Origin of the sequence: Acuticoccus sp. (assembly GCF_965213555.1) — a bacterium.
Taxonomy (GTDB): Bacteria; Pseudomonadota; Alphaproteobacteria; order Rhizobiales; family Amorphaceae; genus Acuticoccus.
Map to the genome: position 1 here is coordinate 1,262,942 of NZ_OZ243890.1, position 25,296 is coordinate 1,288,237.

Below are 25,296 nucleotides of genomic sequence, written 5' to 3' on the forward strand. Positions count from 1 at the left end.
CCGCGTTCTGCGGTGGCCACCTACTTCGTCACGTTCCAGTAGGATACGGCGGTGATCGCCTGCCCGAGCGACAGGCCCTCGACGTTCTCCTTCATGGCCGCCTGCTCGATTTGCTGGAACATGATGATGAACGGCGCGGTGTCGAGGAACTCCTGCTGCATCTCCTCGTACATCTGCCGGCGCGCCTCGGTGTCCCCCTCGGTGACGGCCGCCTCGGTCTTTCGGGTCAGCTCGCCCGGATCGTACGAGTTGCGCCACGCGAGCAGGCCAGTGGCGTTCGCCTCGTCCGTGTTGTCGGGGTTGTAGGCGAACGTCGCGGCGTTGGTGTTCGGGTCCGGGTAGTCCGGCCCCCACTCGCCGACGTAGACGTCGAGCTCGCGCGCCCGGTACTTGGCAAGGGTCTGCGCGCCCGTGCCGACGGTGATGTCGAGGTTGAGGCCGAGCTCGCCGAACGTGTTCTGCAGCGACTGCGCGATCTCGATGCGCTCCTGCGCGTCGCGCACGCCAACCCCGAGCGTCACTGGCGTCTCGACGCCGCTCTCCTCAATCAACGCCTGCGCCTTCTCGAGGTCGAACGAGTAGGGCGTCGCGTCGAGCGCGCCGAAGTAGGTCTGCGGCAGGAAGGTCTGGTGGATCGCGAACTGCCCCTTCAGGAAGGAGTTCGCCATGCCCTCGTAGTCGACGGCGTACTTCAGCGCCTCGACGACCTGTGGGTTGGCGAGCGCCTCGTTCTGCTGATTGAGGCCGACGTACATGATGCGCCCGCGCAGCTCGTCGGTGACCTTGATGCCTTCCGCGCCCTCGATCCCGGCGACGTCCTCGGGGTTGAGGTCGCGAGCGACGTCGATGTCGCCGCGCTCCAGGAGGAGGCGCTGGTTCGCGCTCTCGGTGATGTGGCGCACGATCACGCGCTGCATCGCCGGAGCGCCTTCGTAGAAGTCAGGGTTCGCTTCGAGCACCACCACCTCGGCGGGACGCCACTGGGCGAGCTTGTAGGCGTAGGAGCCGGCGGAGTTCGTCTTGAGCCAGTTGTTGCCGAGGTCGCCGTCCGCCTCGTTCTTTAGCACGAGCTCCTTGTCGACGATCGACCCCACCGTGGCGGTGAGCACGTTGAGCACGAACGACTCGGCGTACGGCTTGTCGAGCTCCAGCGTGACCGTGCTGCCCTCGACGGTGATCTTCTCCTCGACGTTCTCCGGCGTGAAGCCGAACTGGGTGAGGATGAAGGACGGGGTGAGGTTGAGCTTCACGACGCGCTCGAGGCTGAACTCGGCGTCCTCGGCCCGCACCGGGTTGCCGGAGTGGAAGGTGATCCCGTCGCGCATCGTGAATGTGATCGACATGCCATCGTCCGACACCTCCCAGCTCTCCGCAAGGTCGGGCTGGTAGCCCGCCTCGAGGTTCTCCGGATCGAAGTTGACGAGGTTGCCGTAGACGTTGCGCAGGACGTCGGAGCCGGCGAACTCGAACGACTCGGCCGGGTCGAGCGAGGTGATGTCGTCGATGCGGTTGGCGATGACTAGGACGTCGTCGGGGGTCTGCGCGAAGGCAGGCGCCACGACGGGCAGCGCCGCCAGCGCGGCGGCTGCAAGAATCGCTCGGATTGGTCTCATGATCTTCCCTCGTTGTGCGCGGCCGTCCGCCGCGTCGCGTTGAGCCGCGCGCCGGGCGTCCGGGCGTGCCTGAACACCACCTTAGACGGACTCATCGAGCCACAAGCAACCAAGCCGCAGTGGGCGTGCCAACGTCGGACCGCCGTCGCCTTGCCCTCCACTCGATGCATGCGACATTCCAGAGCACGGGGTGACGGTCCAATGCCATCGGACGGCGCAAAGGGCGAGCGTCCCCTGTCGAGGCTCACATGAGTTGCCGACGGTGGCGATCGGTTGTCCGCTGGGCCCGATTGCGGCACGTCAAGCACCGAGGTCGCGGTCCGTCTCGACCGCCTGCCTTCGACGCAAGGGGTGCCTTCCCATGACGCTGACGCCCGTTCGCTCGCCCATCGAGGCCAAGCTGCGCCGCCTCGACGCCCTCTCCACGCTGCCGATCTTCGTCGGCCTCGCGGGCAAGCGCGTGGTGCTCGCGGGCGGCAGCGACGCGGCCGCCTGGAAGGCCGAGCTCGTCGCGGCAGCGGGAGCCCACGTAGAGGTGTTCTGCGCCGAGCCGTCGTCCGAGATGCGCGATCTTGCCGACCGTGGGGCCTCCGCTGGGACCATCACCATCGTGCGGCAGCCCTGGGATGCGGGGTGCCTCGCCGGTGCGGCGCTCGCCGTCTGCGATGCCGAGACGGAGGGCGAGGCTCGCGCCTTCGCGTGCGCGGCGCGCGCCGCGGGCGTCCCGGTGAACGTCATCGACAGGCCGGCCTTCTGCACATACAATTTCGGTGCGATCGTGAACCGCTCGCCGCTCGTCGTCGGCATCTCCACGAGCGGCGCGGCGCCGATCCTCAGCCAAGCAGTCCGCCGGCGGATCGAAACGCTGCTGCCGCCTGGACTGGCCGGCTGGGCCGCGCTCGGCGAGCGTCTCCGCGCCACCGTCCTCGAGCGCCTCGCAGCCGGCCGGCCGCGCCGCGCGTTCTGGGAGCGCTTCGTCGACCTCGCGTTCGCCTGCGGTGCGCCCGACGCTGGTGCGGTCAACGCGCTGATCGGTGGCAGCGCGGCCGACGCCGGGGGCAAGGTGGTGCTCGTCGGCGCGGGACCGGGCGATGCGGGGTTGCTCACGCTGAACGCCGTGCGCGCGCTCCAGGCGTGCGACGTCATCCTGTTCGACGACCTGGTCTCCGACGACGTGCTGGAGCTGGCGCGGCGCGAGGCGAAGCGCATCGCCGTCGGCAAGCGGGGCGCCCGTCAGTCGTGCCGCCAGGAGGACATCACCGCGCTGATGATCCAGCTCGCCAAGGCAGGGCGCAGCGTCGTCCGCCTGAAGTCCGGGGATCCTTCCGTCTTCGGCCGCTCCGGCGAGGAGATCGCGGCGCTGCGTGCGGAGGGGATCGAGGTGGACGTCGTTCCCGGTGTCACCAGTGCCTCGGCGATGGCGGCCCGCCTCGGAGTTTCGTTGACCCATCGCGATCACGCCCAGGTCGTGAGCTTCGTGACGGGTCACTCACGACACGGCGCGCTGCCGGAGGCGCTCGACGTCGGTGCGCTCGTTGGCGCCGACCGGACGGCGATCGTCTACATGGGCGTGCGAACCTGCAAGGAGTGGGTGGCGCGGGCGCTCGCCGCAGGTGCACCGCCGGACACCCCTGCCGTCGCGGTGGCCGCGATCTCACGCCCCGACGAGCGGGCTTGGCGCGGGCGCCTGGACGAGCTGCCCGACGCTGCTCGCGGATTTGGCGAGGCGCCGGTCCTCATCGGCGTCGGCGCCGTGTTCGCCGACCGACCCACAAAGCTCGGCATCGAGCGTAGGCTGGAGGTCCAGCCGAACCAGCACCTGCGATCAGGCGGCACGCCGTAACACGTTCGACCGGGCGAGCTCGGGTGGGCTCGGCGGTCGAGCCGGTCGATGGCTTCAGCGACGAGGTCGAGCGCCTCTGCAGCGAGGCGTGCGGGGGCCACCTGGCTAAGCGTTACACCCAGATCGTCGTCACGACCGGCTCGGCCAGGACCTCGAGCGACTCCGTCTCGCGAAGAGCTGGCGCGCCTCGGGTCGCCCACGAACGTCCGGAGCGGCGCTCGAACAGGGCGAAGCCGCAGGCGTCATCGACGGCCTTGAGGAGCTGCGTCACCGCCGGTTGGCCGAGGAACAGCGTCACCGCTGCCCCGGTGACGGAGCCCGACTTCATGACCGCGTTGAACGCCTCGATCTGCCGGATGTTCGCCCGCGCCACCGCACCGCTCCGCCGGGACGGTTAGACCATTTCGGTATGGCCTCGCACTTCCTCGGTAAGTCCAATGCGATCGAGGCGCGGGTGGACGGCGAGGGCCTCGTGACGGGCGAACGCATCATCCTTCCAGGACCGGCCGAGAACGAGCGCAGGGTCCCGTCACGGTCGCGTTGCGGCCGGAGCGGACCGAGTTTGTCGACCCGGCGAACGCCCCGCTCTTTGGCACGGTCGTGGAGCGCGTCTTCCTCGGCGACGAGTGGCTGTTCAAGATCGCGACCCCGTTGGGGGAGCTCGTCATCACCCGGCGCAACGCCGGTCACGACGAGCCGCACGCCGGTGCCGCCGTCCACCTGGCCTGGGCGAACGAGCACCTCCGCGTCCTCGCCCGCAACGGGGTGCCGTTCATGGTGCTTACCGTCTGGGCGGCGCTGCAGCGCCAGGACCCTGCGACGCAGCGCACGGCGCAGTCCCTTGGCGCACGTTCCGCAACGGTGTTCCGCCGCGCGGTCCTGCCCCAGGCGATGCCGGGCGTGCTGCCGGGATCGCTGATCGTGTTCTCCCTGTCGGCGAGCGCGTTCGCGACGCCGCAGGGGCGCCGTGTGAAGGTAGTTGCGATGACCGTGTACGACGAGATCCTGAACATGTTGAACTGGCCGCTCGGGGCCGCGATCGCCGTGACGTTGCTCGTCGCCGTCCTCGTCATGATGATCGCTTGGAACAGCCTCGTCGAACGTGGCTTTGCGGGGGTGATCCAATGAGGAACGGCGCCTTCGCCAACCTCTTCACCAACGCGTTCGCCACCTTCATGGTGGCGCCGCTGGTGGTGGTCACCGCCGTCGGCTCGGTCATGGCCGAGCTGATCGCGAACGGCCAGACCAACGCCCCGCTTGCCCCGTTCTCGATCGCCCGCTTCGCCGAGGCGCACTGACCCGTCCGGACGGCGCCGCCTCCTCAATCGGACAGAGGAGGGTAAGAGGCCGCGGCGGTCGGCTGGCCTTGTGGTGCGACGATGACGCCCGCCTCCTCCAGCGGAGCAAGGTCGGCACGCCAGTGGACCAGCTCGGCCCCCGCGATCGGCACATCGACGCTCGCGATGGCGTCGCCGGCGAGGCAGCCGAGGTAGGCCGTCCGCAGCCCTTCGCCCCCGAACGCCAGGCTCGACAGGTTGGCGAGGACCTTCCCGTGGCGCAGGCCGAGCCGCGCAGTATCGAGGCCGTCGCGACGGAACATCGCCTCGGTCTGTGCGACGAGCGACCGATCGCAGTCCTCAAGGACCGTCTCCGCCGTGCCGTCCGGCGCGACGCGGACGACCCGGTTCGAGACGATGCTGGTGATCCAGAGGCCACCCTCGGCGTCGGCCGCGAGACCATCGGGGAAGGTTCCTTCGCCGAAGACCGCCACGGTCTCGCGGGGGCCGAGCGAGCCGTCGTCCTCGATTTCGAAGCGCGACAAGCGCTTGCCGAACGTCTCGTTGACGTAGAGGTGCCGGCCGTCCACGGAGACGACGCACTCGTTGGTGTAGCCGAGGCCGTCGGCGACGATCCGCGGCGGACCGCCGGGCGGCATCACGACGATGAAGCCGTCGGCGACGCCCGGACGTGCCGCGTCGTGCCTCGGCACCCGCCGGGTGCTTACCGTCACCCACAGCCGCCCGCTTCGGTCGAGGAGCACGAAGTTCGCCGGTGGCAGGGGCCGGCCCTCGACCTCGGTCAGCACTGCCTCCGTGCGGCCGTCCGCGAACAGACGGAAGACGCCGCCGCGCTCGTCACCGAGGTGGGCGAGGAGGAACGTCCCCTCCGCCTGCAACGCGATGCCGTTGGGTCGGAGGGGGGTCGGGACCCCGTGCGCCGTGATGCGCCGAACGGACCCATCAGGCGCGACCACCGCCACGCCCCCGTCACCACGCCAGTCGGCCGCGAACAGGTGGCCGGAGGCATGGGCGAGCACGCACTCGGGCCGTTCAAGCCCGTGCCCGAGGAAGTTGACGAGGGAGGGCTCGATCATGTCCTGAAGGCTCTGTTCCAGAGACGCTCGTCGACACGGTGAGGCGTGCACCAACCGACCTCGACGCCAGCCTCGGCTCCGTACCGGTGTCGCTGACGAGGGTCGCCGACCAGCCGCGCGGTCGGACCAGGTGGTCCAGCTCCCGCCCGACCGGCCTCGCTCCCGTCGGCCATGCGTTGAACGGCGACGGTTGCACCGGCGCCGATCCGCTCCGCGTCCCTCCCGCGTCGCCGGTCCGCCGCCGCGCCGGACATCCACACGGGCAGGCTGACGCTCGGCCAGCCCTCCCATCAGCGGAGCGCGGTGATCTCACCGGCGTCGGAGACGAAGATCATTCGGCCGCCGGCGACGACGGGCGCGGTGTACGCCGATGCGCCGATGGAGCGGTCGACGGTCACCTTCCCGCTGGACGGATCGAGCTGGACCATCCGCCCGTCGTTGGAGATCGCCCACAGCGACCCGCCGGCGAGGACCGGTCCGGCGTAGGCGGCGTCGCGCTTCCCCTTGCGCGGCAGCTGGGTCGTCCACAGCGGCTCGCCGGTCGCACGGTCAAGCGCCACCATGCGGTTCGCGATGTCGATGAGGAACACTGCGTCGCCGGACACCACCGGCGTGTGCGCCGACCCGACGTCGGCCTCCCACAGCTCCTCGCCATCCGAAAGACGCACCGCGATGGTGCGGCCCGCGAGGCCCGTCGCGTAGACCGTGCCGTCCTCGATCACCGGGCTTCCGGAAACGTCGTTGAGGCCGGTGATCGCCATGGTGCGCATGGTCCGGGTGACGAAGTTCTGCCACACCGGCTCGCCCTCGGCGACGGAGAACGCCATGACCTCGCCCGACGAGTAGGGGATCACGACCATGTCGCCGGAGACCGCCGGCGAGGCGGAGGCGAGGAGGCCGGCCTGCTCGGGGATGCCGTCGTAGGTGAAGGCCTCGCTGCCGTCCTCCTGGTTGACGGCATGGACCTGGTTCTTCTGGGAGACGACGAACACCTTTCCAGCGCCCGCGGTGGGTGCGCCGCGCAGCGGGACGCCGACGTCCCGCCTCCAGACGACCGAGCCGTCCGCGGCCTCGAGGGCGACGACTTCGCCGTAGCCGGTCGCCACGTAGACGCGACCACCCTCAACCGTGAGCCCGCCACCCGCCGCGGCGTCGTTCTCGCCCTCCGGCTTCAGCGACGTGCGCCAGACGCTACCGCCGCCGGAGGCCGACAGCGCCGTCACCGTCCCGTCGGGCGCGTAGACGAACACGCGGTCGCCCGACACCACGGGGCGCGCCGCGATGCGCAGCGTGCCGCGCGTGACCGACGTGTTGAGGCCGGACAGGTTGGTCCGCCACGCCCGCGCGCCAGCGCCGTCGAAGGCGAGGTGGCCCGGCGCGTTCTGCGCGTTGCCGCCGGGCTGCGGCCAGTCCGCGTTGGCGCGGACGGGGCCGACGGTGGCCGACCGCGCTGCACCGTCCTCGACGAGGGTGCCGGCGGAGGAGAACACCGACTCGCGCTCGCCGATGAGGCGCTCGTCCTTGGCGCCGAACGGGTTCATCTCGCCGATGGCGCCGCACCCTGCGAGGGCCAACGCGAGTAGAAGGGCGACGGCCGGAACGCGCATCAGTTGGTCTCCTCGGTGGCGGAGGCGGTGTCGGAAGCGGGATCCTCGCCGGACGGCGCAGCCTCCTCGCCCGTACCGGCGGGCTCGGGCGCGACGCGATCGAGGAGGCCGAGCATGTCCTGCGCGCGCTCCCGCATGGCGGCGGAGGTGCCCGCCCCGCCCTCGACGGCGGTGAACCAGCGCCGCCCGGCGTCGAAGTCGTCGGCCGCGTAGGCGGCCAAGCCCATCAGCTCCTGCGCCGACCTGTGGAACGGGCTCCCAGCGTCCTCGGCGAGCTCCAGGATCGTCTCCTGCGCCTGCGGGTGGTCGCCGATGTCGATGAGCACGTGGGCAAGGCGCAGGCGGGCGAGGTCCCGGTAGAGCGCGGGGACGTCGCCGTCTTGGACGATTCCCGACAAGACCTCGCGCGCAGCGTCCGCCTCGCCCACCGCGGCGTACTGCGTTGCAGCGCGGAACTCGGCAAGCAGCGCGAAGCCGTCCGGCGCGCCTTCGGCGAACTGCGTCAGCGCCTCGGCCGACCCGGCGGTGCCGGCGCCCTCGACCTCGGACAGCACCCCCACGTAGGCCTCCCCCGCCGTCCGCTCGGAGTTGACCCGCCACCACTCGTAGCCGCGCCAGCCCGCCGTCAGCGCGACGATGAGGACGGCGACCAGGATCACGTAGATCCCGAACCGATCCCACGCCCGCTTCAAGCGCTCGCGCCGCAGGTCCTCCGCAACCTCGTCGAAGATGTCCGTCATCGCGGTACCGGGCCCGATGCGCTCAAGCGGCCGGCGTCATCGCCACCGGCGAGACCCCTATCAGCCATAGGTGAAGCTTCCACACAAACAATCCGTAAACGGTGAGTCCGATGGCCACCGCGGCAAGGTCCGCCTGCCAGCGCGGCTCGAAGTCGGCTGGAGCGATCAGCCCTGCACGCTCGCGCCGCTTGACCGAGATGCGGTCGGCGACCGCCCAGGCAAGGAACGCGCCGAACAGGAGGACCGCGGCCGCGTTGCCGTTTGCGAGGAGGTGCGCCACCGCCCACACCTTCACCGCGACGAGCATGGGATGCTTCAGCGTCCGCTTGATGTGCCCCGGTGCGTAGGCCGCCGCGAGCGCCACGAACGCGAACGCCATGAGGAGGAGCGTGACGTGGCTCGCCCACGCCGGCGGGACGTAGAGGATCGGCGCGCTGCCCTCCCAGCGCCAGGCACTGTAGCCCTGCGCGACGAGGACGAGCCCGGCAAGCGAGGCCAAAGAGTACGTGAGGCGGTAGGGCGTGTCCCCCATCGCGGCCACGGCACCGTCGTGCGCCGGCCGCACGATCTGGAGCGAGTGCAGGCCGAGGAACAGGACGAGCCCGACGATCAGGATGAGCATGGGGCCTCCCTCATTCGGCCGGTTGGCGGAGCGGCGTGTTGGCGATCGCCACATCGCCGCCCGACTGTTGCGGCCGCGGCATCGCGCCGACGACGTCCGTGGGTTATCCCAGTCGCCGAGCCCGCACCAGAGCGTTGGGAAGGAGCCGAGTGCGCCCGTTGACGCCGATCGCCCTCGCGCTGTGCCTGGCCGCGCCGGTGGCGGCGAAGCCGCTGGTCGCCGAGGTGGACCTGTCCGACCAACGCCTCACGGTGGTCTACAAGGGCGAGGCGCTGGCGCGCTACCCCGTCTCGACGGGGCGCGCCGGGTTCTCCACGCCCACCGGGTCGTTCCGGCCGATGCGGATGTACGAGGAGTACTACTCGCGCCAGTACGACGACGCGGCGATGCCGAACGCGATCTTCTACGATCGGGGGTACGCGATCCACGGCTCCTGGGAGCTGCCCAGCCTGGGAAGCCCCGCCTCGCACGGGTGCGTCCGCCTCCACCCCGGCGACGCGCGCACGCTGTTCGAGCTCGTCATGACGGTGGGGCCGGAGAACGTGCGCATCCTCGTCAAGCCATGAACGCACGCGCCTGAGCCGAAGCGACTTGTACTCCCCCGTCGTCGACCGCGCCGACGCGGCGAGCGCAGCCGCCACGAGCTCGCCGCTCGACGGTGTGTGCGCCCCTTGCGCCCCTATGCCGGCGTTCGTCTCGCGCTCGGTGTCCTCGTCGTCGCGGCGCACTGCTGGTGCCTTCCGGGCAGGGCCGCGCGAGCGTGCGCCGAAGGGCGAGGCTCAGTAGGTCGCGCGTCCGCCCGACAGGTCGAACACGGCGCCCGTCGCGAAGGTGTTCGCCGGGCTCGCCAGCCACACGATCATGGCAGCTGCCTCGTCGACCTCCAGGAAGCGGCCGCGCGGGATCTTCCCGAGCATGTACGCGATGTGCTCCTCGCTCATCTGGTCGAAGATGCGTGTGCGGGCGGCGGCCGGCGTCACGCAGTTCACCGCCACGTCGACGTCGGCGAGCTCCTTGCCGAGGCTCTTGGTGAAGCCGATGACCCCCGCCTTGGATGCCGAGTAGGCCGACGCGTTGGGGTTGCCCTCCTTGCCGGCAATGGAGGCGATGTTGACGATCCGGCCGTAGCCGCGTGCGCGCATGGCAGGCACCACGACCTTGTTGGTGTGGAAGGTGCCGAGGAGGTTGATCGCGCAGATGCGGGCGAACTCATCCACGGGATAGTCCGCCACCGTGGCGTTCATCCCGGCGACGCCGGCGGAGTTGACCAAGACGTCTACCTCCCCGAGCGCGTCGACGGTCGCCCGGTGCGCCGCCTCCACCGAGGCGTAGTCCGCGACGTCGACCTCGAAGGCGGCGGCCCGCGGCAGCGTCGCGGCGTGGCTCTCTCCGAGGCTGAGGTCGAGGTCCCACAGCGCCACAGACGCGCCCGCTTCCCCGAGCGCCGTCGCCACCGCTCCGCCGATCCCCTGCGCGCCGCCGGTCACCACCGCGACGCGCCCGTCGAAGTCCGCCATCCCCACCGTCCCTTCGCCCGTCCGCTGGCCCAACTAACGACGGAGGAGCGCCGCTTGTCGAGGCACGGCGCGGCTCACTCCCACTCGATGGTCCCCGGCGGCTTCGACGTGACGTCGTAGACGACGCGGTTGATCCCACGCACCTCGTTGACGATACGGCCGGCGACGCGGCCGAGGAAGGCAGTGTCGAAGGGGTAGATGTCCGCCGTCATGCCGTCCGTGGAGGTGACCGCGCGCAGCGCGAGCACCCTCTCGTAGGTGCGCGCGTCCCCCATGACGCCGACGCTCTCCACCGGCAGGAGGACCGAGAAGGCCTGCCAGATCACTTCGTAGAGCCCCGCCGCGCGGATCTCCTCGATGAAGATCGCGTCGGCGCGGCGCAGCACGGCGAGCCCCTCGCGCGTGACCGGCCCCGGATGGCGGATGGCAAGGCCCGGTCCGGGGAACGGGTGGCGCCCGACGAAGCCCTCGGCGAGGCCAAGCTCGCGGCCGAGCGCGCGGACCTCGTCCTTGAACAGGAGGCGCAGGGGCTCGACCAGCTTGAGGCCCATGCGCTCGGGCAGCCCGCCGACGTTGTGGTGGCTCTTGATGGTGACGGAGGGGCCGCCCGTCGCCGACACGCTCTCGATGACGTCGGGGTAGAGCGTGCCCTGGGCGAGGAAGTCGCCGCCGACCGCCTTCGCCTCGCGCTCGAAGACCTCGACGAAGAGGCGGCCGATGGTCTTGCGCTTGGCCTCGGGGTCGGCGACGCCGTCGAGCGCCTCGAGGAAGGCGTCCGCCGCGTCCACCTTCTGGAAGACGACGTCGTTGCGGCCGGCGAACATCGCCTCAACCTCGGCCGCCTCGTTTTGCCGCAGGAGGCCGTGGTCCACGAAGATGCAGTTGAGCCGGTCCCCGATGGCCTCCGCGATGAGGACGGCCGTCACCGTCGAATCGACGCCGCCCGAGAGGCCGCAGATCACCCGCCCGTCGCCGACGCTCTCGCGGATGCGCGCCACCGCCTCCTCGCGGAACGCGGCCATGGTCCAGTCGCCGGTGGCTCCCGCGATGCGGCGCACGAACGCCTCGATGAGGCGGGCCCCGTCGGGCGTATGGATCACCTCGGGGTGGAACATCATCCCGTAGGCGCGCCGGTCCTCGTTGGCGATGACCGCGTAGGGCGCGCCGGCGGAGCGGGCGATCACCTCGAACCCGGGCGCAGGCTCGACCACGCGGTCGCCGTGGCTCATCCACACGGTGTGGTGCTCGCCGGGCGACCAGATCCCCTCGATGAGCGGGCTCGCGGCGACGACCTCGACCTCCGCGCGGCCGAACTCGCGATGGTCGGCCGCCTCGGCGCGTCCGCCGAGCTGCGTCGTCATCGCCATCTGGCCGTAGCAGATGCCGAGCAGCGGGACGCCCGCCTCGACGATCTCCTGCGGCACGCGGGGGGAACCCTGCGCATGGGTCGACGCCGGGCCGCCCGACAGGATGACGCCGACCGGGCCGTGCTCGGCGAAGGCGCCGGCCGCCTCGTGGAACGGTGCGACGACCGAGAAGACGCCCGCCTCGCGCACCCGCCGCGCGATGAGCTGCGTCACCTGGCTGCCGAAGTCGACGATGAGGATGGTGTCGTGGGCCATGCCCGCGTGATGCCACAGCGCACGGCGCACCGCACGAGGTTCAGCCGCCCGCGCGCATCCGCCGGTAGGCCACAAGGTGCGTGCGCATGTCCTCGATGAAGGCCTCGCCGGCGTGACGCGTGTCGGCGGTGCGCTCGACCTCGCGAGCGGCGAGCGCGAAGTCGTCCGCGTAAAGCGCGTAGCGGAAGCGGCGGTAGGCGGCGAAGGTCGCGCCGTCCGCGTCTGCGTTCGCCGCGTCGATGATCGAAGCGAGCGCGGACCGCTCGGGCAGGGCGGAGACGTCCGCGCTCGTGGAGAAGTGCCCGGCCGCGTCACGGTCCGTCGGCGAGAACTTGGCGAAGTCGTGGATCGCGCGGGCCGGACGGCGACGGGCCAACCACGGCGGGCAGTTGTCGCCGGCCTCACGGTGGCGCGCCGTGAGGCCGAGGCCGGCCAGCGCGAGTCCTGCGGCGACCTGGTCGGCGTACGGGGCGACGCCGTCGACCGCGCCGACGCGCACGAGCTCGTCCGCCCAAGCACTCCCGAACGGGGCGATGAGGGGTTGCGGGACGACGTAGAGCCCGCCGTTCAGGTGGTTGCGGTGGGTCACGAAGGGCGTGCCGTCGAGCGCGGTGCGGGCGACCCAGTCGGCGGGCCTTGCCGCGGTGCAGGCCCGCCGCGCATAGAGCGGCCGCAGCACGGCCTCGGACGGCGACGGGCCGAACACGGGCACGCCCTCCACCGTGTCGCCGTGCGGTGGGTCGAGCGGGGACAGCACGATCATGTCGACGTCGAGGAACGCGACGTCGTCCTCCCAAGGCGCCGCGAGCTGATGCACCTTGTTACATGGATCGGCGACGGCGACGGCGACGGCGACCACGCGCGACGCGCACGGTCCGGCAAGCCGGCGGCTGACCTCGGATGGCACCCGCGTCGTCGCGGCGATGGTGATGTGTTCGGATGGGACGCCGGCGACCTCGGTGATCGCACGGCGGAAGACGAGTGCCTCCCAGTAGAGCTTGGGCGTCGCATCGACGAGGCAGGCGTAGCGCATCATCACTCAGGCATTCAGCGGGCCCGGCGCAGACGGCGTGCCTCGCGCCACAACGCAAGCTGCGCCCGCCACGCCGACGGCACGCGCGGCTCCGCCGGCGAGCGGCGAGCCGCCTCGAGGCGCGACCGTGCCAGGAGCGCCGGAAGGAACGCCGCACGGACCTCGCCGGCGACGGCTGGCAGCAGCTCGCGCATCGCCGCGTCTGCGGCCGTGCCGTGCCGTACGAGGGCTGCGACCGCTTCGCAGGCGCGCGGTGCGACGCGCCCCGCCGCAAGGTCCGTTGCGAGGTCGCCGCCGGTCGCCTCCCGCCAGGCGGAGGCGGGCAGCCTCGTGTGGCCCAGTGCCGCACGGGCGGCGAACGCCTCGGCGGCGCCGGCGGTGGCCAGAGCGACGCCGCCCCAACCGGCCGCGGTCGCTGCCGTACGCGCGGCGGCGAGCCCGTCCTCGCGGCCGAGCGCTTCGACGCCGAGCGCCATGGCGCCGAGCTGCACCGGCGCGCCGTGCACCTCGCCCGCGTACCCGTCGAACGCGGTCCAGTCCTCGAACGGGTCGGCGTAGAGGTCGTGGAGGCGTGCCTCGCTCATGGCGCACAGGGTGTCGGCGGGCCACGCGTAGCGCGCCTGCCCGTCGCGCAGCGCGTCGACCAGCGGCACCGACGCGCCCTCCCCGTACCCCTCGTTGCGGATCGCGTCGCGCCACCACTGGAGGCGCACCTCCGCTGCAAGCGGCTCGCGCACGGTGGCGACGATGCGGTCGAGCTCAAGGCCGTAGGCGGCGAGGGCGTGGAGCGCGGGCCGCGCTGGCTCCGGGGCGAAGAGGGCGGCGAGCCACTGGGTGCGGTCGCGGGTGCGGACCTCGTCCTCGAGCGTCATCCTTCGACGGCGAGGAGCGCAGCGGCGACGCGACGCTCCTCCGACACCATCACGTTGTAGGTGCGCACCGCCGCGCCCGTCGTCATCGTGTCGAACCTCACCCCAGCCTCGCGCAGCGCCGCCGCGGTCGCCGCGGTCGGTGGCACAGGCAGCAGCCCGACGCCGAGGAGGAGGACGTCGATGTCGCCGCGCTCCGCCACCACACGGGACAGCGCGTCCGCCGTCACCTCCTCGCGGGAGGTCGGCGGCCAGCCGTAGATGCCGGACGGCACGCACAGGATCGACCCCACGTGGCTCATGTCGGCGAACCTGAAGCCGCCGTTGCCGTAGGCGTCGATGGGCGCCCGCCCGGGGAAGTGCGCGTCGCGGATGACGAGCCCGCCCACGCGGTCCGACCTACACCGTGGCCGGCTGCGGCTCGCCGGGCTCCTTGTCCGGGGTGTCCGGGGTGTCGCCGGGAGTGCGACCCGGCCTGAGGTTCAGCGTGATGAGGAGCGGCGCGGCGATGAAGATCGAGGAGTAGGTGCCCACTACGATGCCCCAGATCATCGCGAAGGTGAACGAGCGGATCACCTCGCCGCCGAACACGAACAGCGCGCCGAGCGCGAGCAGCGTCGTCACCGACGTCATCAGCGTGCGCGACAGCATCTGGTTGACCGACAGGTCGATGAGCTCGGACATCGGCAGACGCTTGTAGCGCCTCAGGTTCTCGCGGACGCGGTCGTACACGACGACGGTGTCGTTCAGCGAGTAGCCGACGATGGTGAGGACCGCGGCGATGGAGGACAGGTTGAACTCGATCTGCGTCGCCGCGAACAGGCCGATGGTGAGGATGACGTCGTGCAGCGTCGTCAGCACGGCGCCCACCGCGAAGTGCCACTCGAAGCGCAGCCAGATGTAGATCATGATGGCGAGGAGCGCGACGACGACGCCGATGGTGCCCGCGCGGGCGAGCTCCCCCGACACGCGGGGGCCGACCACCTCGACGCGGCGAAACTCGGCAGCCTCGCCGTAGAGATCACGCAGCTGGATGACGGCGAGCTGCTGTGCCTCCTCGCCACCGGGCTGCTCCTCGACGCGGATCAAGACGTCCGTCGGCTCGCCGAACTCGACGATCTGCACGTCGCCGAGGCCGAGGTCGCCGATCTCGGCCCGCACGTCGCCGATGTCGCGCGGCTCGTCGAAGCGCAGCTCGACCATGGTGCCGCCGCGGAAGTCGATGCCGTAATTCATCCCCACCTGGGGCAGCGCGAACAGGACGAGGGACAGGACGCACAGGGCGAGCGAGACGACGATCGCCGGCGTGCGCCAGCGCATGAAGCTGATGCGCGTGTCGGTGGGGAGCGTGATGAGCCGCATGGCGCTACACCGGGACCGCGGTCGGGCGGCGCCGTCGCACCCAGGTCGCGACCATCAGCCGGGTGAACAGGAACGCGGTGAACACCGTGGTCAGCACGCCGATGGCGAGCGTCACGGCGAAGCCGCGGACCGGGCCGGAGCCGAGCTGGAACAGGATGACGGCGGCGATCAGCGTCGTGATGTTCGCGTCGAGGATGGTCGAGAGCGCGCGGCTGAACCCCGCATCGATGGCAAGGATGGGCGAGCGGCCGGCACGCCCCTCCTCGCGGATGCGCTCGTAGATGAGCACGTTCGCGTCGACCGCCATGCCCATGGTGAGGACGATGCCAGCGATGCCTGGCAGGGTCAGCGTCGCGCCCAGCAGCGACAGGAGCCCCAGGATCAGGACGATGTTGGTCACAAGGGCAAGGTTCGCGAACACGCCGAAGAGGCCGTAGACCGCCACCATCGAGACGCCGACGAGGACCGCCGCCACCACCGCGGCGAGCTCGCCGGCGGCGATCGAGTCGGCGCCGAGGCCGGGACCCACGGTGCGCTCCTCGACGAGTGTGAGTGCGGCGGGCAGCGCGCCGGCGCGCAGCAGGATGGCGAGGTCGTTGGCCGACTGCACGGTGAACGAGCCGGAGATCTGCCCAGCGCCGCCGCAGATGGGCTCGTTGATCCTCGGCGCGGAGACGATCTCGTCGTCGAGCACGATGGCGAACGGCGTGCCGACGTTCTGCGTCGTCACCTGGCAGAAGCGGCGCGAGCCTCCCGTGGTGAGCTGAAAGGTGACGACCGGCTCGTTGGTCTGCGGCTCGAAGGCGGGCTGCGCGTCGGTGAGGTCCTCGCCGGTGATCAGCGGAGCCTCGTCGAGGACGTAGGGACGGGCCGGCTCGACCTCGTCGTCCTCGGACGTGAGGAGCACCATGGTGCCTGCGGGCGGGCGCGTCTGCAGCGCCTCCTCGCCGGAGATCGAGGTGTCGACGAGGTGGAAGGTGAGCTGCGCGGTGGTGCCGACGAGCGCCTTCAGCTGCTCGGGGTCGCCGCCGGGCGCTTCGACAAGGATGCGGTCCTCGCCCTCGCGCTGGATGTTGGGCTCGGTGGTGCCGAGCTCGTCGACGCGCCGGCGCACCACCTCGATGGACTGGTCGACCACGGAGCGCACGCGCTGGGCGAGGCCCTCGGAGGTGAAGTCGAGCCGCAGGACGCCGTTCGAGCCCTCGGTGAGGTCGAACTCGTTGGTGCCGCTCCCTGCGAACAGCCCCTGCCCTAGGGGGTTCCGCAGGTCCTCGAGCCGATCGCGCGCCGCCTCGAGCTGCGTCGCATCGCGGATCCTCACCTGGACACCGCCGTCGACCACGCCGAGGCCGCTGTAGCCGATCCGCGGTTCCTCGAGGAGCGCCTGGCGCACGTCGCTGGTCACCGAGGCGAGGCGCGTGTCGATGTAGTCCTGCCGGTCGACCTCGTAGAGCAGGTAGGCCCCGCCCTGCAGGTCGAGCCCCAGGACGATGCGCTCCTTGGGCAGCCACGAGGGCAGCGCCGCCACCCACGCGCGCGGCAGGAGGTTCGGCAACACCGCCGCCGTCCCGACGAGGATCACAAGGAGGATGAGGACGACCTGCCAGCGAGGGACGTGCAGCATCGCGCCGTCAGTCGTTGGCGGCGGGCTCGGGCTTCGCCCTCACCTCGGAGATCGTGTTGCGGACCACGCGCACCGGCTCGTTGTCGCCGAACTTGATCTCGACCTCGCCCTCATCGACGACCTTCGTCACCTTGCCGATGAGGCCGCCGGATGTGACCACGGTGTCGTTGCGCTTGACCGCCGAGATCATCGCCGCGTGCGCCTTCATGCGCTGGCGCTGCGGGCGGATGATGAGGAAGTACATGATGACGAAGATGAGAAGGAAGGGCGCGAGCTGAACGAGGAAACTCGCGCCACCGCCGGCGCCGGGAGCCTGAGCGAAGGCTTCGGTGATGAGCATGGGGCGACCTTATGGACGTGAGGCTGCAGGCGCATGCGCCGAGCCTCCGGTTCGGCCCGAGTTAGACGTTCGAGCCGCCGTTTGCAACGCACGGCGGCGCCTCGTCACGGCGGGACCCGCGGTGCCACGCCCCTGCCGGCGCCAAGTTTGCCGGTCCTCCCCTCGCCGCGCTAAGGACGCAGCCTGCGTCGCGCACCGCCTCGTCGCGCGGCGCACCCATCCCTGCCGCACCGCCGGACGAGCCCATGACGACCGATCCCGACCTCATCGCCCGGCTCGACGCCCTCGTCGCGATCCTCGAGCGGTGGGCGCCGCCCCGGCGTCCGCCGGCGAACCTCGACGCCGCAGATGCCTTCCTGTGGCACGCCGAGGATGAACGGCTCGCGCCCGTCCCTGTGGTGAGCCGCGTCGACCTTGAGCTCCTCAAGGGCATCGACGCCAACCGCGACGCGCTGCTTCAAAACACGCAGCGCTTCGCCGACAGGCTGCCGGCGAACAACGCGCTGCTGTGGGGCGCGCGGGGCATGGGGAAGTCCTCCCTGGTGAAGGCGGTGCACGCCACGATCCCCGGCCTCAAGCTCGTCGAGATCCATCGCGAGGACATCGGCTCGCTGCCCGCGCTCATGGCGCTGGTGCGGGGTGCGCCGCACCGCTTCCTCATCCTGTGCGACGACCTCTCCTTCGATGCCGGCGAGACCTCCTACAAGTCGCTGAAGGCGGCGCTTGACGGCGGCGTCGAGGGGCGGCCGGACAACGTCCTGTTCTACGCCACCTCCAACCGGCGGCACATCCTCGCCCGCGACATGGTGGAGAACGAGCGCGGCACGGCGATCAACCCCGGCGATGCGGTGGAGGAGAAGGTCTCGCTGTCGGATCGGTTCGGGTTGTGGCTCGGCTTCCACCGCTGCAGCCAGGACGAGTACCTCGCCATGGTGAGGGGCTACGTGGAGGCGTTCGCGATCCCCGCGGAGGCGGACGCGCTGCGCCGCGACGCGCTGGAGTGGGCGACGACGCGCGGCTCGCGCTCGGGCCGCGTCGCCTGGCAGTTCGTGCAGGACCTCGCCGGCCGCACGGGAGTGCGGCTCGCTTGAGCCGCGCGGGATGGGTGCCACCCACCGAACGGTTTACCGGACGACCATGTGCATGCCTGTTCGCCCCTAGGGCGTTCCAGCGATGCTTGCCGACATGTCGGCGACGTATGAGGGGATGAACCTAGTAAGGGGATGAACCTAGCTGCGGTCGTTGATCCAGCCTCGATCACTGGCGCTGGAGCATTCCCTGACGCGCACGCCGACGTCGGCGTGCGCGTTCGGTTCGCGCTCGGCGTCAGCCCTTGAGGTGGGGCAGCGGGTCGACGGGCTTGGACTTGCGACGCAGCTCGAAGTGGAGCTGCGGCTGGTCGACCGAGCCCGTGGCGCCGACGCTTGCAATGGGCTGGCCGCGGCGCACGGTGTCGCCACGCGACACCTTCAGCGCCTCGTTGTGCGCGTAGGCGGACACCCAGTCGTCCTCGTGCTGGACGAGGATGAGGTTGCCGTAGCCCTCGAGCTCGTCGCCGGCGTAGATCACCGTGCCGTCCTGCGCCGCGTGGACCGCCGTGCCCGCCGGCACGGAGAGGTTGATGCCGTCGTTGCGATTGCCGTCGGCCTGCTTGCCGAAGCCCGCGATGATGCGCCCGCGCACCGGCCAGCGGAAGCCCGCCTCCCCCTCGGCCGCAGGCGCAGCCGCCGCGGGTGCCTGCGGGCGGTCCACCACCGCGGCGGTCACCGTCGGCGCTTGCGCCTCGGCGGCCACCGGCGCTACCTGGGGCGACGGGTCGGGGGCGGCGGCCACCACCGGCTCCGGGGACGGCGCGACCGGCGAAGGCTCGATGGACGGCGCGGGCGGAGCCGGCGCCGGTGCGGCGACGACCACCGCGGCCGGTGGGACGCGCAGCCGCTGGCCGGGCGTCAACGCGGCGTCGACGGCGAGGCCGTTCAGCATCGCGAGGTCCGCCTGGGGGACACGGTGAGCCGCGGCGATCAAGGTCAGCGTCTCGCCCGGTTGGACGACGTGGCGACCCTCGGCGGCCTGGGCGGCGAGCGTGCTCGGCGGCGCGCCGAGGCCGACCGCGGCGGGCGTCGGCGCCGCCGTCGCGACGTCGGCCTCGCGGTAAACGTAGGTCGGGATGACGAGGCGCTGTCCAGGCCGCACCTCCTGCGCGCTCATCAGCCCGTTCGCCTCCAGGATGATGCTGGCCGGCACACCGAACCCTTGGGACAGCGAGTTGGCCGTGTCGCCCGCCGAGACCGTGACGATCGGCGCACCCTCAACGATCCAGCCGCGCTCGCGCAGGCTGCCGGGCGTGCCGGCCGTCCCCATCGCTCCCGGGGGCGCATAGCCGAGGGGCGCGAGGTCGCGCGACTCGATGGGGGCGCCGGCGGTTGCCGGCCCGCCATGACCCGCAAGGAGCGACGTTCCGGCGGTACGCTCGACGTTTGCCGAGCAGCCCGCCACGAAGGCGGCCAGGGACGCGCAGGCAGCGATCCTCCCGGTCGTCCCGCCGATCGCCGTCAACCCCTTGCGCATGCTGGGAACCTCCTTCTGCCTCGCCAAGCCGCTGCTGCAGACATGCGCGCATAGAGGCGGTCGGCCGATTACCGGCTCCCTAACGCAAAGGGTCGACCTCGTGCCAATTGCGACGAAACCGCCTCACCGGTCGGAAGCCTTTGGCGGGTGTTGCGGCAGGATCACAAGCGCGTCGCGACCCCTGGGACCATCGGCACGAAGCGGACGTCCGCGAGGCGCTCGCCGATGAGCCCGTCGGGGCCGAGCCGGCACCTGACGAGCTCCTGAACGCCGTCCTGCTCGCCCACCGGCGCGACGAGGATGCCGTCGGGCGCGAGCTGGTCGACAAGGGCCTGCGGCACCGCAGGCGCCGCGGCGGTCACCATGATGCGATCGTAGGGTGCGTGCTCGGCCCAGCCGTCGTGGCCGTCCGCGACGGACCGCGTGACGTTCGCAAGGCGCAGCACGGCGAACCGCTCCGCGGCAAGGTCCGACAGGCGACGGTAGCGCTCGACGGTGAAGACGTGCGCGACGAGACGCGCCAGGATCGCCGTCTGGTAGCCCGAGCCCGTGCCGATCTCGAGCACCCTGTGGGCCTCGCCCGGCTCCAGTGCCTCGGTCATCATGGCGACGACGGTGGGCTGGGAGACGGTCTGCCCGCAGTCGATGGGGGCCGCCCGGTCGGCGTAGGCAAGGCCCCTGTGCCGCGCATCGAGGAACAGCGAGCGCGGCACACCCTCGAGGGCCGCGAGCACACGCCGGCCGGCCACGTTGCGCCGGCGCAGGTGCATGACGAGCGCCGCGAGCGCCTCGCGTTCCTCCTCGTCGGTCATGGCGGAGGGACCTCGGTGAAGCCCGTGTAGCGGACCAGCGCGTCCGGGACGCGAATGGTGCCGTCCGCCTCCTGGTACGTCTCCATGACGGCGATGAGCGCGCGGCCCACCGCGACGCCCGAGCCGTTGAGCGTGTGCACGTAGGCCGGCGGGGCCTCGGCGGATGGGCGGTAGCGTGCGTTCATCCGCCGTGCCTGGAAGTCGCCGCACACCGAGCAGGACGAGATCTCCCGGTAGGCCCCCTGCCCCGGCAGCCAGACCTCGATGTCGTAGGTGCGCCGGGCGGCGAACCCGAGGTCGCCGGTGCAAAGGTTCACCACGCGGTAGGCGAGGCCGAGCGCCGCGAGCACCCTCTCGGCGCAGCCCGTCATGCGCTCCTGCTCGCCGAGCGCGTCCCCGGGCGCCACGATCGACACGAGCTCGCACTTCTGGAACTGGTGCTGGCGCAGCATGCCCCGCACGTCTCGCCCCGCAGACCCCGCCTCGGAGCGGAAGCACGGCGTCAGCGCCGTCACCCGCAGCGGCAGGTCGGCGGCGGACAGGATCTCGTCGCGCACGAGGTTGGTGAGCGGCACCTCCGCGGTGGGGATCAGCCAGCGGCCGTCCGTCGTGGCGAACAGGTCGCCCGCGAACTTCGGGAGCTGCGCGGTGCCGAACACGGCCTCGTGGCGCACCAGGAGCGGCGGGCTCACCTCGGTGTAGCCGTGCTCGGCGACGTGGAGATCGATCATGAACTGGCCGAGCGCGCGCTCCAGCCGCGCGAGGCGTCCGGTGAGGATCGTGAAGCGCGAGCCGGCGATGCGGCCGGCACGCTCGGCGTCCATCAGGCCGAGCGCGGCGCCGAGCGCGTCGTGCTCCTTGGGCGCGAAGTCGAACCTGCGCGGCTCGCCGACGCGGCGCAGCTCGACGTTGCCGGACTCGTCCCCGCCGACGGGGACGTCCTCGAGCGGCGGGTTGGGCAGCCCGGCGAGCTCGGCCTCCAGGCGCTGGGCGACGTCGCGCTCCGCCTCCTCGCCCGACTGGATCGCCCCCTTGAGCGCCGCGACCTCGGCGATGAGGCGCTCCGCCTCGGCCTCGTCGCGGGCGGCCTTCGCCTTTCCGATGGCCTTGGAGGCGGCGTTGCGCGCGGTCTGGACCTCCTGCAGGCGCGTGACGACCGCCCGGCGCTCGTCGTCGAGCTCGACGAGCCGCGCGGCGACGGGCGCGACCCCGCGCTTGGCGAGGGCGGCGTCGAACGCGTCCGGGGCATCGCGGACGGCGCGGATGTCGAACATCGGGGATCCGTCAAAGATGGTCGCGGGCGTCTTAGCGGCTCGACCACGGCCTGGCGAGGCCGCGCCTCAAACGGCGGCCGCCGCCGCCTCGCGCCGCTCACGAGCCTTCTCGATCTGCCGCACGCACAGGATCGAGACCTCGTAGAGGAGAAGGCCGGGCACCGCGAGGCCGATCTGGCTGACCGGGTCCGGCGGCGTCAGCACCGCGGCGAGGATGAACACGATGACGATGGCGTACTTGCGCCGCTTCCTGAGGTCGGCCGCGGAGACGAGCCCGGCGCGACCGAGCAGCGTCAGGATCACCGGCGTCTGGAACACGATGCCGAACGCGAAGATCAGCACCATGATGAGGCCGAGGTACTCCGATGTTCGCGCCAGCATTTGGATCTGCGGCTGGTCCCCCGCGCCGGCCTGCTCCATGGACAGGAAGAACGCCATGGCCAGTGGCATGATGACGAAGTAGACGAGCGCCGCTCCCGCCGCGAACAGGATGGGCGTCGCGACGAGGAACGGCCGGAACGCGCCGCGCTCGTTGTGGTAGAGCCCCGGCGCCACGAACATGTAGACCTGTGCCGCGAGGACCGGGAACGCCAGGAACAACGCGCCGAACAGCGCGAGCTTCAGCTGGGTGAAGAAGTACTCCTGCGGTGCCGTGTAGATCAGGCGGATGTCGCGCGCCTCCCCCGCCGCCCGCTCGTAGGGCACCACGAGGATGTTGAAGATGTCGGCGGCGAAGTAGAAGCAGACGACGAACGCGATGGCGATCGCGATCACCGACCTGATGAGTCGCGAACGCAGCTCGATGAGGTGCTCGATGAGCGGCGCCCGTGAGGAGTCGATGTCGTCCTGCGTCAACGCTCGCCTCCGGCCGCCGCGCGCGGCCGAGCCTCACCCTCCTGGTCGCTCGCCTCGCGGGAGGGGGGCGAGGCCGTCGGCTCGACGCCCTTGAGCGGCACCACGTCCGGCTGCGGTGGCGCCGCGTCGTCCACCTTGCCGGCGAGCTGCCGCTTCGTCTCGTCGAGGCCCTTGCGCAGGCTGCGGGTCGGGTCGATGGAGCGGACCTCGTCGAGGTCGCGCTTCACGTCGTCGAGCTTGGCCTGCCGCTCCGCCTCGCGCAGCGCGTCGTTGAAGGTGGATTGGAACTCGCGCGCGGTGCGGCGGACCTGACCGAAGGTCTTGCCGAACGCACGCAGCATCCCCGGCAGCTCCTTCGGTCCGACCACGAGGATCGCGATCACCGCGACGACGAGGATCTCCGTCCAGGCGATGTCAAACACGGGCGCTGAACCCCGCCGGAGTTACGCGTTGTGGCGCTCGGTGTCCTTCGCCTGCACGTTGTGCACGGGGGAGTGGTCGATGGTGCGCGGATCGGACTTGTCGTCCTCGTCCTCCGCCATGCCCTTCTTGAAGCTCTTGATGCCCTTGGCGACGTCGCCCATCAGCTCGGAGATCTTCCCGCGCCCGAACAGGAGCACGAGGATGATCCCGATGATGAGGATCTGCCAGACGCTGATACCCATGGATCCGTTCCCTTCGCTCCCCGCGGACGTCCGCGGGGCCATGCGTCGTTCATGTGGGTCGCGCGGGGCATCACGCACCGTGGTGCGTCTTCACGGTGATGTGACCGATGACCTGTGCCCCGGCGACGTCGCCGGCCGGCAGCTATAGCGCGCCTTGGGCGCGCGCACCAACACCTATTGCTTGCGGCTCACTGCTCGCCGGAAAGCACGATGGCCTGCCTGAGGTCGGGGACGACGCGCACCGTCGACGCGTGGGGCACCTGGTAGGGGTCGGCGCGCAGAACGAGCCGGTGGCCGGACGGCGCTCGCGCGGTGATCTCCACGTGCGTCCCGAAGAAGCGGCGGCGCTCCACGCTCGCCTGCACGCCCGCCGCGCGCTCGTTGGGGAAGACGCGCAGCGCCTCGGGGCGGAACGCGATGGTGAGCCGCTCGCCCTCCCGCTCGGCTCCGACGGGCACGCGGCCGACGGGGGTGTCGGCCAGCCCGCCCGCCACGCGCGCATGGAAGGCGTTCACCGGCGAGAACACCCGCGCCGCCGCAAGGTCCACTGGCCAGCGCCAGATCTCCTCGGGCGTCGCGAGCTGCACGATGGCGCCCTCACGCATGAGCGCGATCCGCGAGGCGACGGCCAGGGCCTCCTCGGGGTCGTGGGTGACGAGGAGGGCGGTTGCCCCGCGCTCCCTGAGGACGGCGATGACGTCTGCGCGCACCGCGTCGCGCAGGTCGCGGTCGAGCCCGGAGAACGGCTCGTCGAACAGCACCACCTGCGGGGCCGGCAGGAGCGCGCGGGCGAGCGCCACACGCTGCTGCTGTCCGCCGGACAGCTCGTGCGGGTAGGCGCGCTCGTAGCCAGACAGGCCGACCCCCTCGAGCGCCTCCGCCGCGCGGCGCAGCGCCTCACCGCGGCGGACGCCGGTCAGCCCGTAGGCGACGTTGTCGGCGACGCGGAGGTGGGGAAACAGCGCAAGGTCCTGGAAGACGAAGCCGAGCCGCCGCGCCTCCGGCGGCACGAAGGTCGACGCATCGGCCACCGTGCGGCCGCCGACGGCGACGCGGCCGGTGCCCTGCCGCTCGATGCCCGCCGCAACCCGCAGCAGCGTGGTCTTGCCGCAGCCCGAAGGGCCGAGCAGGCACACGGTCTCACGCGAGCGGACCTCGAGGGACAGGTCCGACAGGATGGGGCGCCCGGCGATCTCGAAGCCGACGCGGTCGAGGGCGAGCTGCGCGACCGCCGCGTCGGCCGTCGGCCGCTCACGCGCGAGCGTCGGCATCGCCGTCGTCGTCGATCTTGCCAGCGCGAGGACCGCCTGCCTCGTCGGTGCCGTCCTCGAGCGGGTCCTCGTCGGCATCCGGCGCGTCGTCGTCGCGCGGCTGCGGGACGGCGAACCCGGCCGGTGGGGTGCCCTCGAGGAGCCCCGCTCCGCGCAGGTCCTCGAGCCCTGGCAAGTCGCCGATGGCGGGGAGCTGGAAGGCGTCGAGGAACGCCGCTGTCGTGCCGAACGTCACCGGCCGGCCCGGCACCCGCCGGCGACCGCGCAGCCGCACCCAGCCGGTCTCGAGGAGGATGTCGAGCGTCCCCTTGGCGACGGCGACACCGCGCACCTCCTCGATCTCGGCGCGGGTGACGGGCTGGTGGTAGGCGATGATGGCGAGCGTCTCCATCGCCGCGCGCGACAGTCGGCGCTCCTGCGTGCGCTCGGGCGCCAGGACGCCGGCAACATCGGGCGCGGTGCGGAACGCCCAACCACCGGCCACGGCGATCAGGTTCACGCCGCGGTTGGCGTAGGTCGTCTGAAGCTGGCGCAGGCGGGTCGCAAGGTCGCCCTCGTCGGGCAGCCGCTCGGCGAGCGCTGCCTCGGTGAGCGGCGTCGCCGAGGCGAACAGCACCGCCTCCAGCGCCCGCAGCGCCTCCCCATCCGCCGGGTCGCCGCCGAACAACGGGACCGTCTGCGCCAT

The 25,296-nt window shown here is 71.5% G+C and carries 27 protein-coding genes; 5 read left to right on the top strand and 22 right to left on the bottom strand.

Translation table 11 applies throughout. The features are described from left to right. Positions 1-20: 20 nt before the first annotated feature. Positions 21-1,613 carry an ABC transporter substrate-binding protein gene (locus ACOOE8_RS06145; protein ID WP_420393960.1) on the bottom strand — a complete coding sequence of 531 codons (1,593 nt, stop codon included), beginning with the start codon at positions 1,611-1,613 and terminating at the stop codon, positions 21-23. Between the two features lie 361 nt (positions 1,614-1,974). Here ACOOE8_RS06145 and cysG point away from each other — a divergent pair, with 361 nt between their 5' ends. Beyond that, positions 1,975-3,456 (top strand): siroheme synthase CysG, encoded by a 1,482-nt coding sequence (gene cysG, locus ACOOE8_RS06150; protein WP_420393961.1) that lies wholly within the window; start codon positions 1,975-1,977, stop codon positions 3,454-3,456. A gap of 112 nt (positions 3,457-3,568) precedes the next feature. Here the strand turns inward: cysG and ACOOE8_RS06155 are convergent, their stop codons facing one another. Next, complete coding sequence (locus ACOOE8_RS06155) at positions 3,569-3,829, bottom strand: LysR family transcriptional regulator (protein WP_420393962.1); 261 nt, start codon at positions 3,827-3,829, stop codon at positions 3,569-3,571. A gap of 167 nt (positions 3,830-3,996) precedes the next feature. On the opposite strand from ACOOE8_RS06155, the gene ACOOE8_RS06160 reads away from it, so the two are divergent. Both ACOOE8_RS06160 and ACOOE8_RS06165 read left to right on the top strand, forming a co-directional pair. Continuing rightward, on the top strand, positions 3,997-4,584 hold the full coding sequence (locus ACOOE8_RS06160) for a TOBE domain-containing protein (RefSeq protein ID WP_420393963.1): 588 nt from the start codon (positions 3,997-3,999) through the stop codon (positions 4,582-4,584). After that, positions 4,581-4,754: a hypothetical protein gene (locus ACOOE8_RS06165; RefSeq protein WP_420393964.1), complete on the top strand. Its 174-nt coding sequence runs from the start codon at positions 4,581-4,583 to the stop codon at positions 4,752-4,754. Before ACOOE8_RS06160 ends, ACOOE8_RS06165 begins: the two co-directional genes overlap by 4 nt. Before the next feature lie 23 nt (positions 4,755-4,777). Here the strand turns inward: ACOOE8_RS06165 and ACOOE8_RS06170 are convergent, their stop codons facing one another. From ACOOE8_RS06170 to ACOOE8_RS06185, 4 genes are all read right to left on the bottom strand, one after another. Further along, positions 4,778-5,830: an SMP-30/gluconolactonase/LRE family protein gene (locus ACOOE8_RS06170; protein WP_420393965.1), complete on the bottom strand. Its 1,053-nt coding sequence runs from the start codon at positions 5,828-5,830 to the stop codon at positions 4,778-4,780. A 290-nt stretch (positions 5,831-6,120) separates the two neighbouring features. Further along, positions 6,121-7,437, bottom strand: a complete 1,317-nt coding sequence (locus tag ACOOE8_RS06175; protein WP_420393966.1) for a PQQ-binding-like beta-propeller repeat protein — start codon at positions 7,435-7,437, stop codon at positions 6,121-6,123. Further along, on the bottom strand, positions 7,437-8,177 hold the full coding sequence (locus ACOOE8_RS06180) for a tetratricopeptide repeat protein (RefSeq protein ID WP_420393967.1): 741 nt from the start codon (positions 8,175-8,177) through the stop codon (positions 7,437-7,439). The genes ACOOE8_RS06175 and ACOOE8_RS06180 overlap by 1 nt, the downstream gene beginning before the upstream one ends. Before the next feature lie 22 nt (positions 8,178-8,199). Next, positions 8,200-8,799 (bottom strand): NnrU family protein, encoded by a 600-nt coding sequence (locus ACOOE8_RS06185; RefSeq protein ID WP_420393968.1) that lies wholly within the window; start codon positions 8,797-8,799, stop codon positions 8,200-8,202. A gap of 149 nt (positions 8,800-8,948) precedes the next feature. Between ACOOE8_RS06185 and ACOOE8_RS06190 the strand changes: the two genes are divergently transcribed. Then, positions 8,949-9,365 (top strand): L,D-transpeptidase, encoded by a 417-nt coding sequence (locus ACOOE8_RS06190; protein WP_420393969.1) that lies wholly within the window; start codon positions 8,949-8,951, stop codon positions 9,363-9,365. A 213-nt stretch (positions 9,366-9,578) separates the two neighbouring features. Here the strand turns inward: ACOOE8_RS06190 and ACOOE8_RS06195 are convergent, their stop codons facing one another. The 8 genes from ACOOE8_RS06195 to yajC all read right to left on the bottom strand — a co-directional run bounded on the left by ACOOE8_RS06195 (position 9,579) and on the right by yajC (position 17,166). After that, entirely contained in the window at positions 9,579-10,316 is a 738-nt protein-coding gene (locus ACOOE8_RS06195; protein WP_420393970.1) for an SDR family NAD(P)-dependent oxidoreductase, read from the bottom strand. Between the two features lie 74 nt (positions 10,317-10,390). Continuing rightward, positions 10,391-11,938 (bottom strand): glutamine-hydrolyzing GMP synthase, encoded by a 1,548-nt coding sequence (gene guaA / locus ACOOE8_RS06200; RefSeq protein ID WP_420393971.1) that lies wholly within the window; start codon positions 11,936-11,938, stop codon positions 10,391-10,393. Positions 11,939-11,978: 40 nt separating this feature from the next. Beyond that, positions 11,979-12,977, bottom strand: coding sequence for a hypothetical protein (locus tag ACOOE8_RS06205; RefSeq protein ID WP_420393972.1), 999 nt, complete (start codon positions 12,975-12,977; stop codon positions 11,979-11,981). 8 nt (positions 12,978-12,985) lie between these two features. Next, entirely contained in the window at positions 12,986-13,843 is an 858-nt protein-coding gene (locus ACOOE8_RS06210) for a squalene/phytoene synthase family protein (RefSeq protein WP_420393973.1), read from the bottom strand. Further along, the gene (locus ACOOE8_RS06215) at positions 13,840-14,229 is read right to left on the bottom strand and encodes an Mth938-like domain-containing protein (protein ID WP_420393974.1); all 390 of its coding nucleotides are present in this window, start codon (positions 14,227-14,229) and stop codon (positions 13,840-13,842) included. Before ACOOE8_RS06215 ends, ACOOE8_RS06210 begins: the two co-directional genes overlap by 4 nt. Before the next feature lie 10 nt (positions 14,230-14,239). Beyond that, positions 14,240-15,202 (bottom strand): protein translocase subunit SecF, encoded by a 963-nt coding sequence (secF, locus tag ACOOE8_RS06220; protein ID WP_420393975.1) that lies wholly within the window; start codon positions 15,200-15,202, stop codon positions 14,240-14,242. Positions 15,203-15,206: 4 nt separating this feature from the next. Continuing rightward, positions 15,207-16,826 carry a protein translocase subunit SecD gene (gene secD / locus ACOOE8_RS06225; RefSeq protein WP_420393976.1) on the bottom strand — a complete coding sequence of 540 codons (1,620 nt, stop codon included), beginning with the start codon at positions 16,824-16,826 and terminating at the stop codon, positions 15,207-15,209. Positions 16,827-16,833: 7 nt separating this feature from the next. Continuing rightward, positions 16,834-17,166, bottom strand: coding sequence for a preprotein translocase subunit YajC (gene yajC / locus ACOOE8_RS06230; protein WP_420393977.1), 333 nt, complete (start codon positions 17,164-17,166; stop codon positions 16,834-16,836). 245 nt (positions 17,167-17,411) lie between these two features. Here yajC and ACOOE8_RS06235 point away from each other — a divergent pair, with 245 nt between their 5' ends. Next, positions 17,412-18,257 (top strand): ATP-binding protein, encoded by an 846-nt coding sequence (locus tag ACOOE8_RS06235; RefSeq protein WP_420393978.1) that lies wholly within the window; start codon positions 17,412-17,414, stop codon positions 18,255-18,257. A gap of 235 nt (positions 18,258-18,492) precedes the next feature. Here ACOOE8_RS06235 and ACOOE8_RS06240 read toward each other — a convergent pair whose 3' ends face one another. The 8 genes from ACOOE8_RS06240 to scpB all read right to left on the bottom strand — a co-directional run bounded on the left by ACOOE8_RS06240 (position 18,493) and on the right by scpB (position 25,296). Next, positions 18,493-19,734, bottom strand: a complete 1,242-nt coding sequence (locus ACOOE8_RS06240; protein WP_420393979.1) for a peptidoglycan DD-metalloendopeptidase family protein — start codon at positions 19,732-19,734, stop codon at positions 18,493-18,495. 161 nt (positions 19,735-19,895) lie between these two features. Further along, positions 19,896-20,546: a protein-L-isoaspartate(D-aspartate) O-methyltransferase gene (locus ACOOE8_RS06245; RefSeq protein WP_420393980.1), complete on the bottom strand. Its 651-nt coding sequence runs from the start codon at positions 20,544-20,546 to the stop codon at positions 19,896-19,898. Then, complete coding sequence (serS, locus tag ACOOE8_RS06250; RefSeq protein WP_420393981.1) at positions 20,543-21,820, bottom strand: serine--tRNA ligase; 1,278 nt, start codon at positions 21,818-21,820, stop codon at positions 20,543-20,545. The genes ACOOE8_RS06245 and serS overlap by 4 nt, the downstream gene beginning before the upstream one ends. Before the next feature lie 66 nt (positions 21,821-21,886). Continuing rightward, positions 21,887-22,675, bottom strand: coding sequence for a twin-arginine translocase subunit TatC (tatC, locus tag ACOOE8_RS06255; RefSeq protein WP_420393982.1), 789 nt, complete (start codon positions 22,673-22,675; stop codon positions 21,887-21,889). Beyond that, positions 22,672-23,097, bottom strand: coding sequence for a Sec-independent protein translocase protein TatB (gene tatB / locus ACOOE8_RS06260; RefSeq protein WP_420393983.1), 426 nt, complete (start codon positions 23,095-23,097; stop codon positions 22,672-22,674). The genes tatC and tatB overlap by 4 nt, the downstream gene beginning before the upstream one ends. Positions 23,098-23,118: 21 nt before the next feature. Beyond that, complete coding sequence (locus tag ACOOE8_RS06265) at positions 23,119-23,340, bottom strand: twin-arginine translocase TatA/TatE family subunit (RefSeq protein ID WP_420393984.1); 222 nt, start codon at positions 23,338-23,340, stop codon at positions 23,119-23,121. A gap of 188 nt (positions 23,341-23,528) precedes the next feature. After that, a complete protein-coding gene (locus ACOOE8_RS06270) occupies positions 23,529-24,611 on the bottom strand; it encodes an ABC transporter ATP-binding protein (protein WP_420393985.1) in 1,083 nt (360 codons plus the stop codon). Next, positions 24,592-25,296: an SMC-Scp complex subunit ScpB gene (scpB, locus tag ACOOE8_RS06275; RefSeq protein WP_420393986.1), complete on the bottom strand. Its 705-nt coding sequence runs from the start codon at positions 25,294-25,296 to the stop codon at positions 24,592-24,594. Before scpB ends, ACOOE8_RS06270 begins: the two co-directional genes overlap by 20 nt.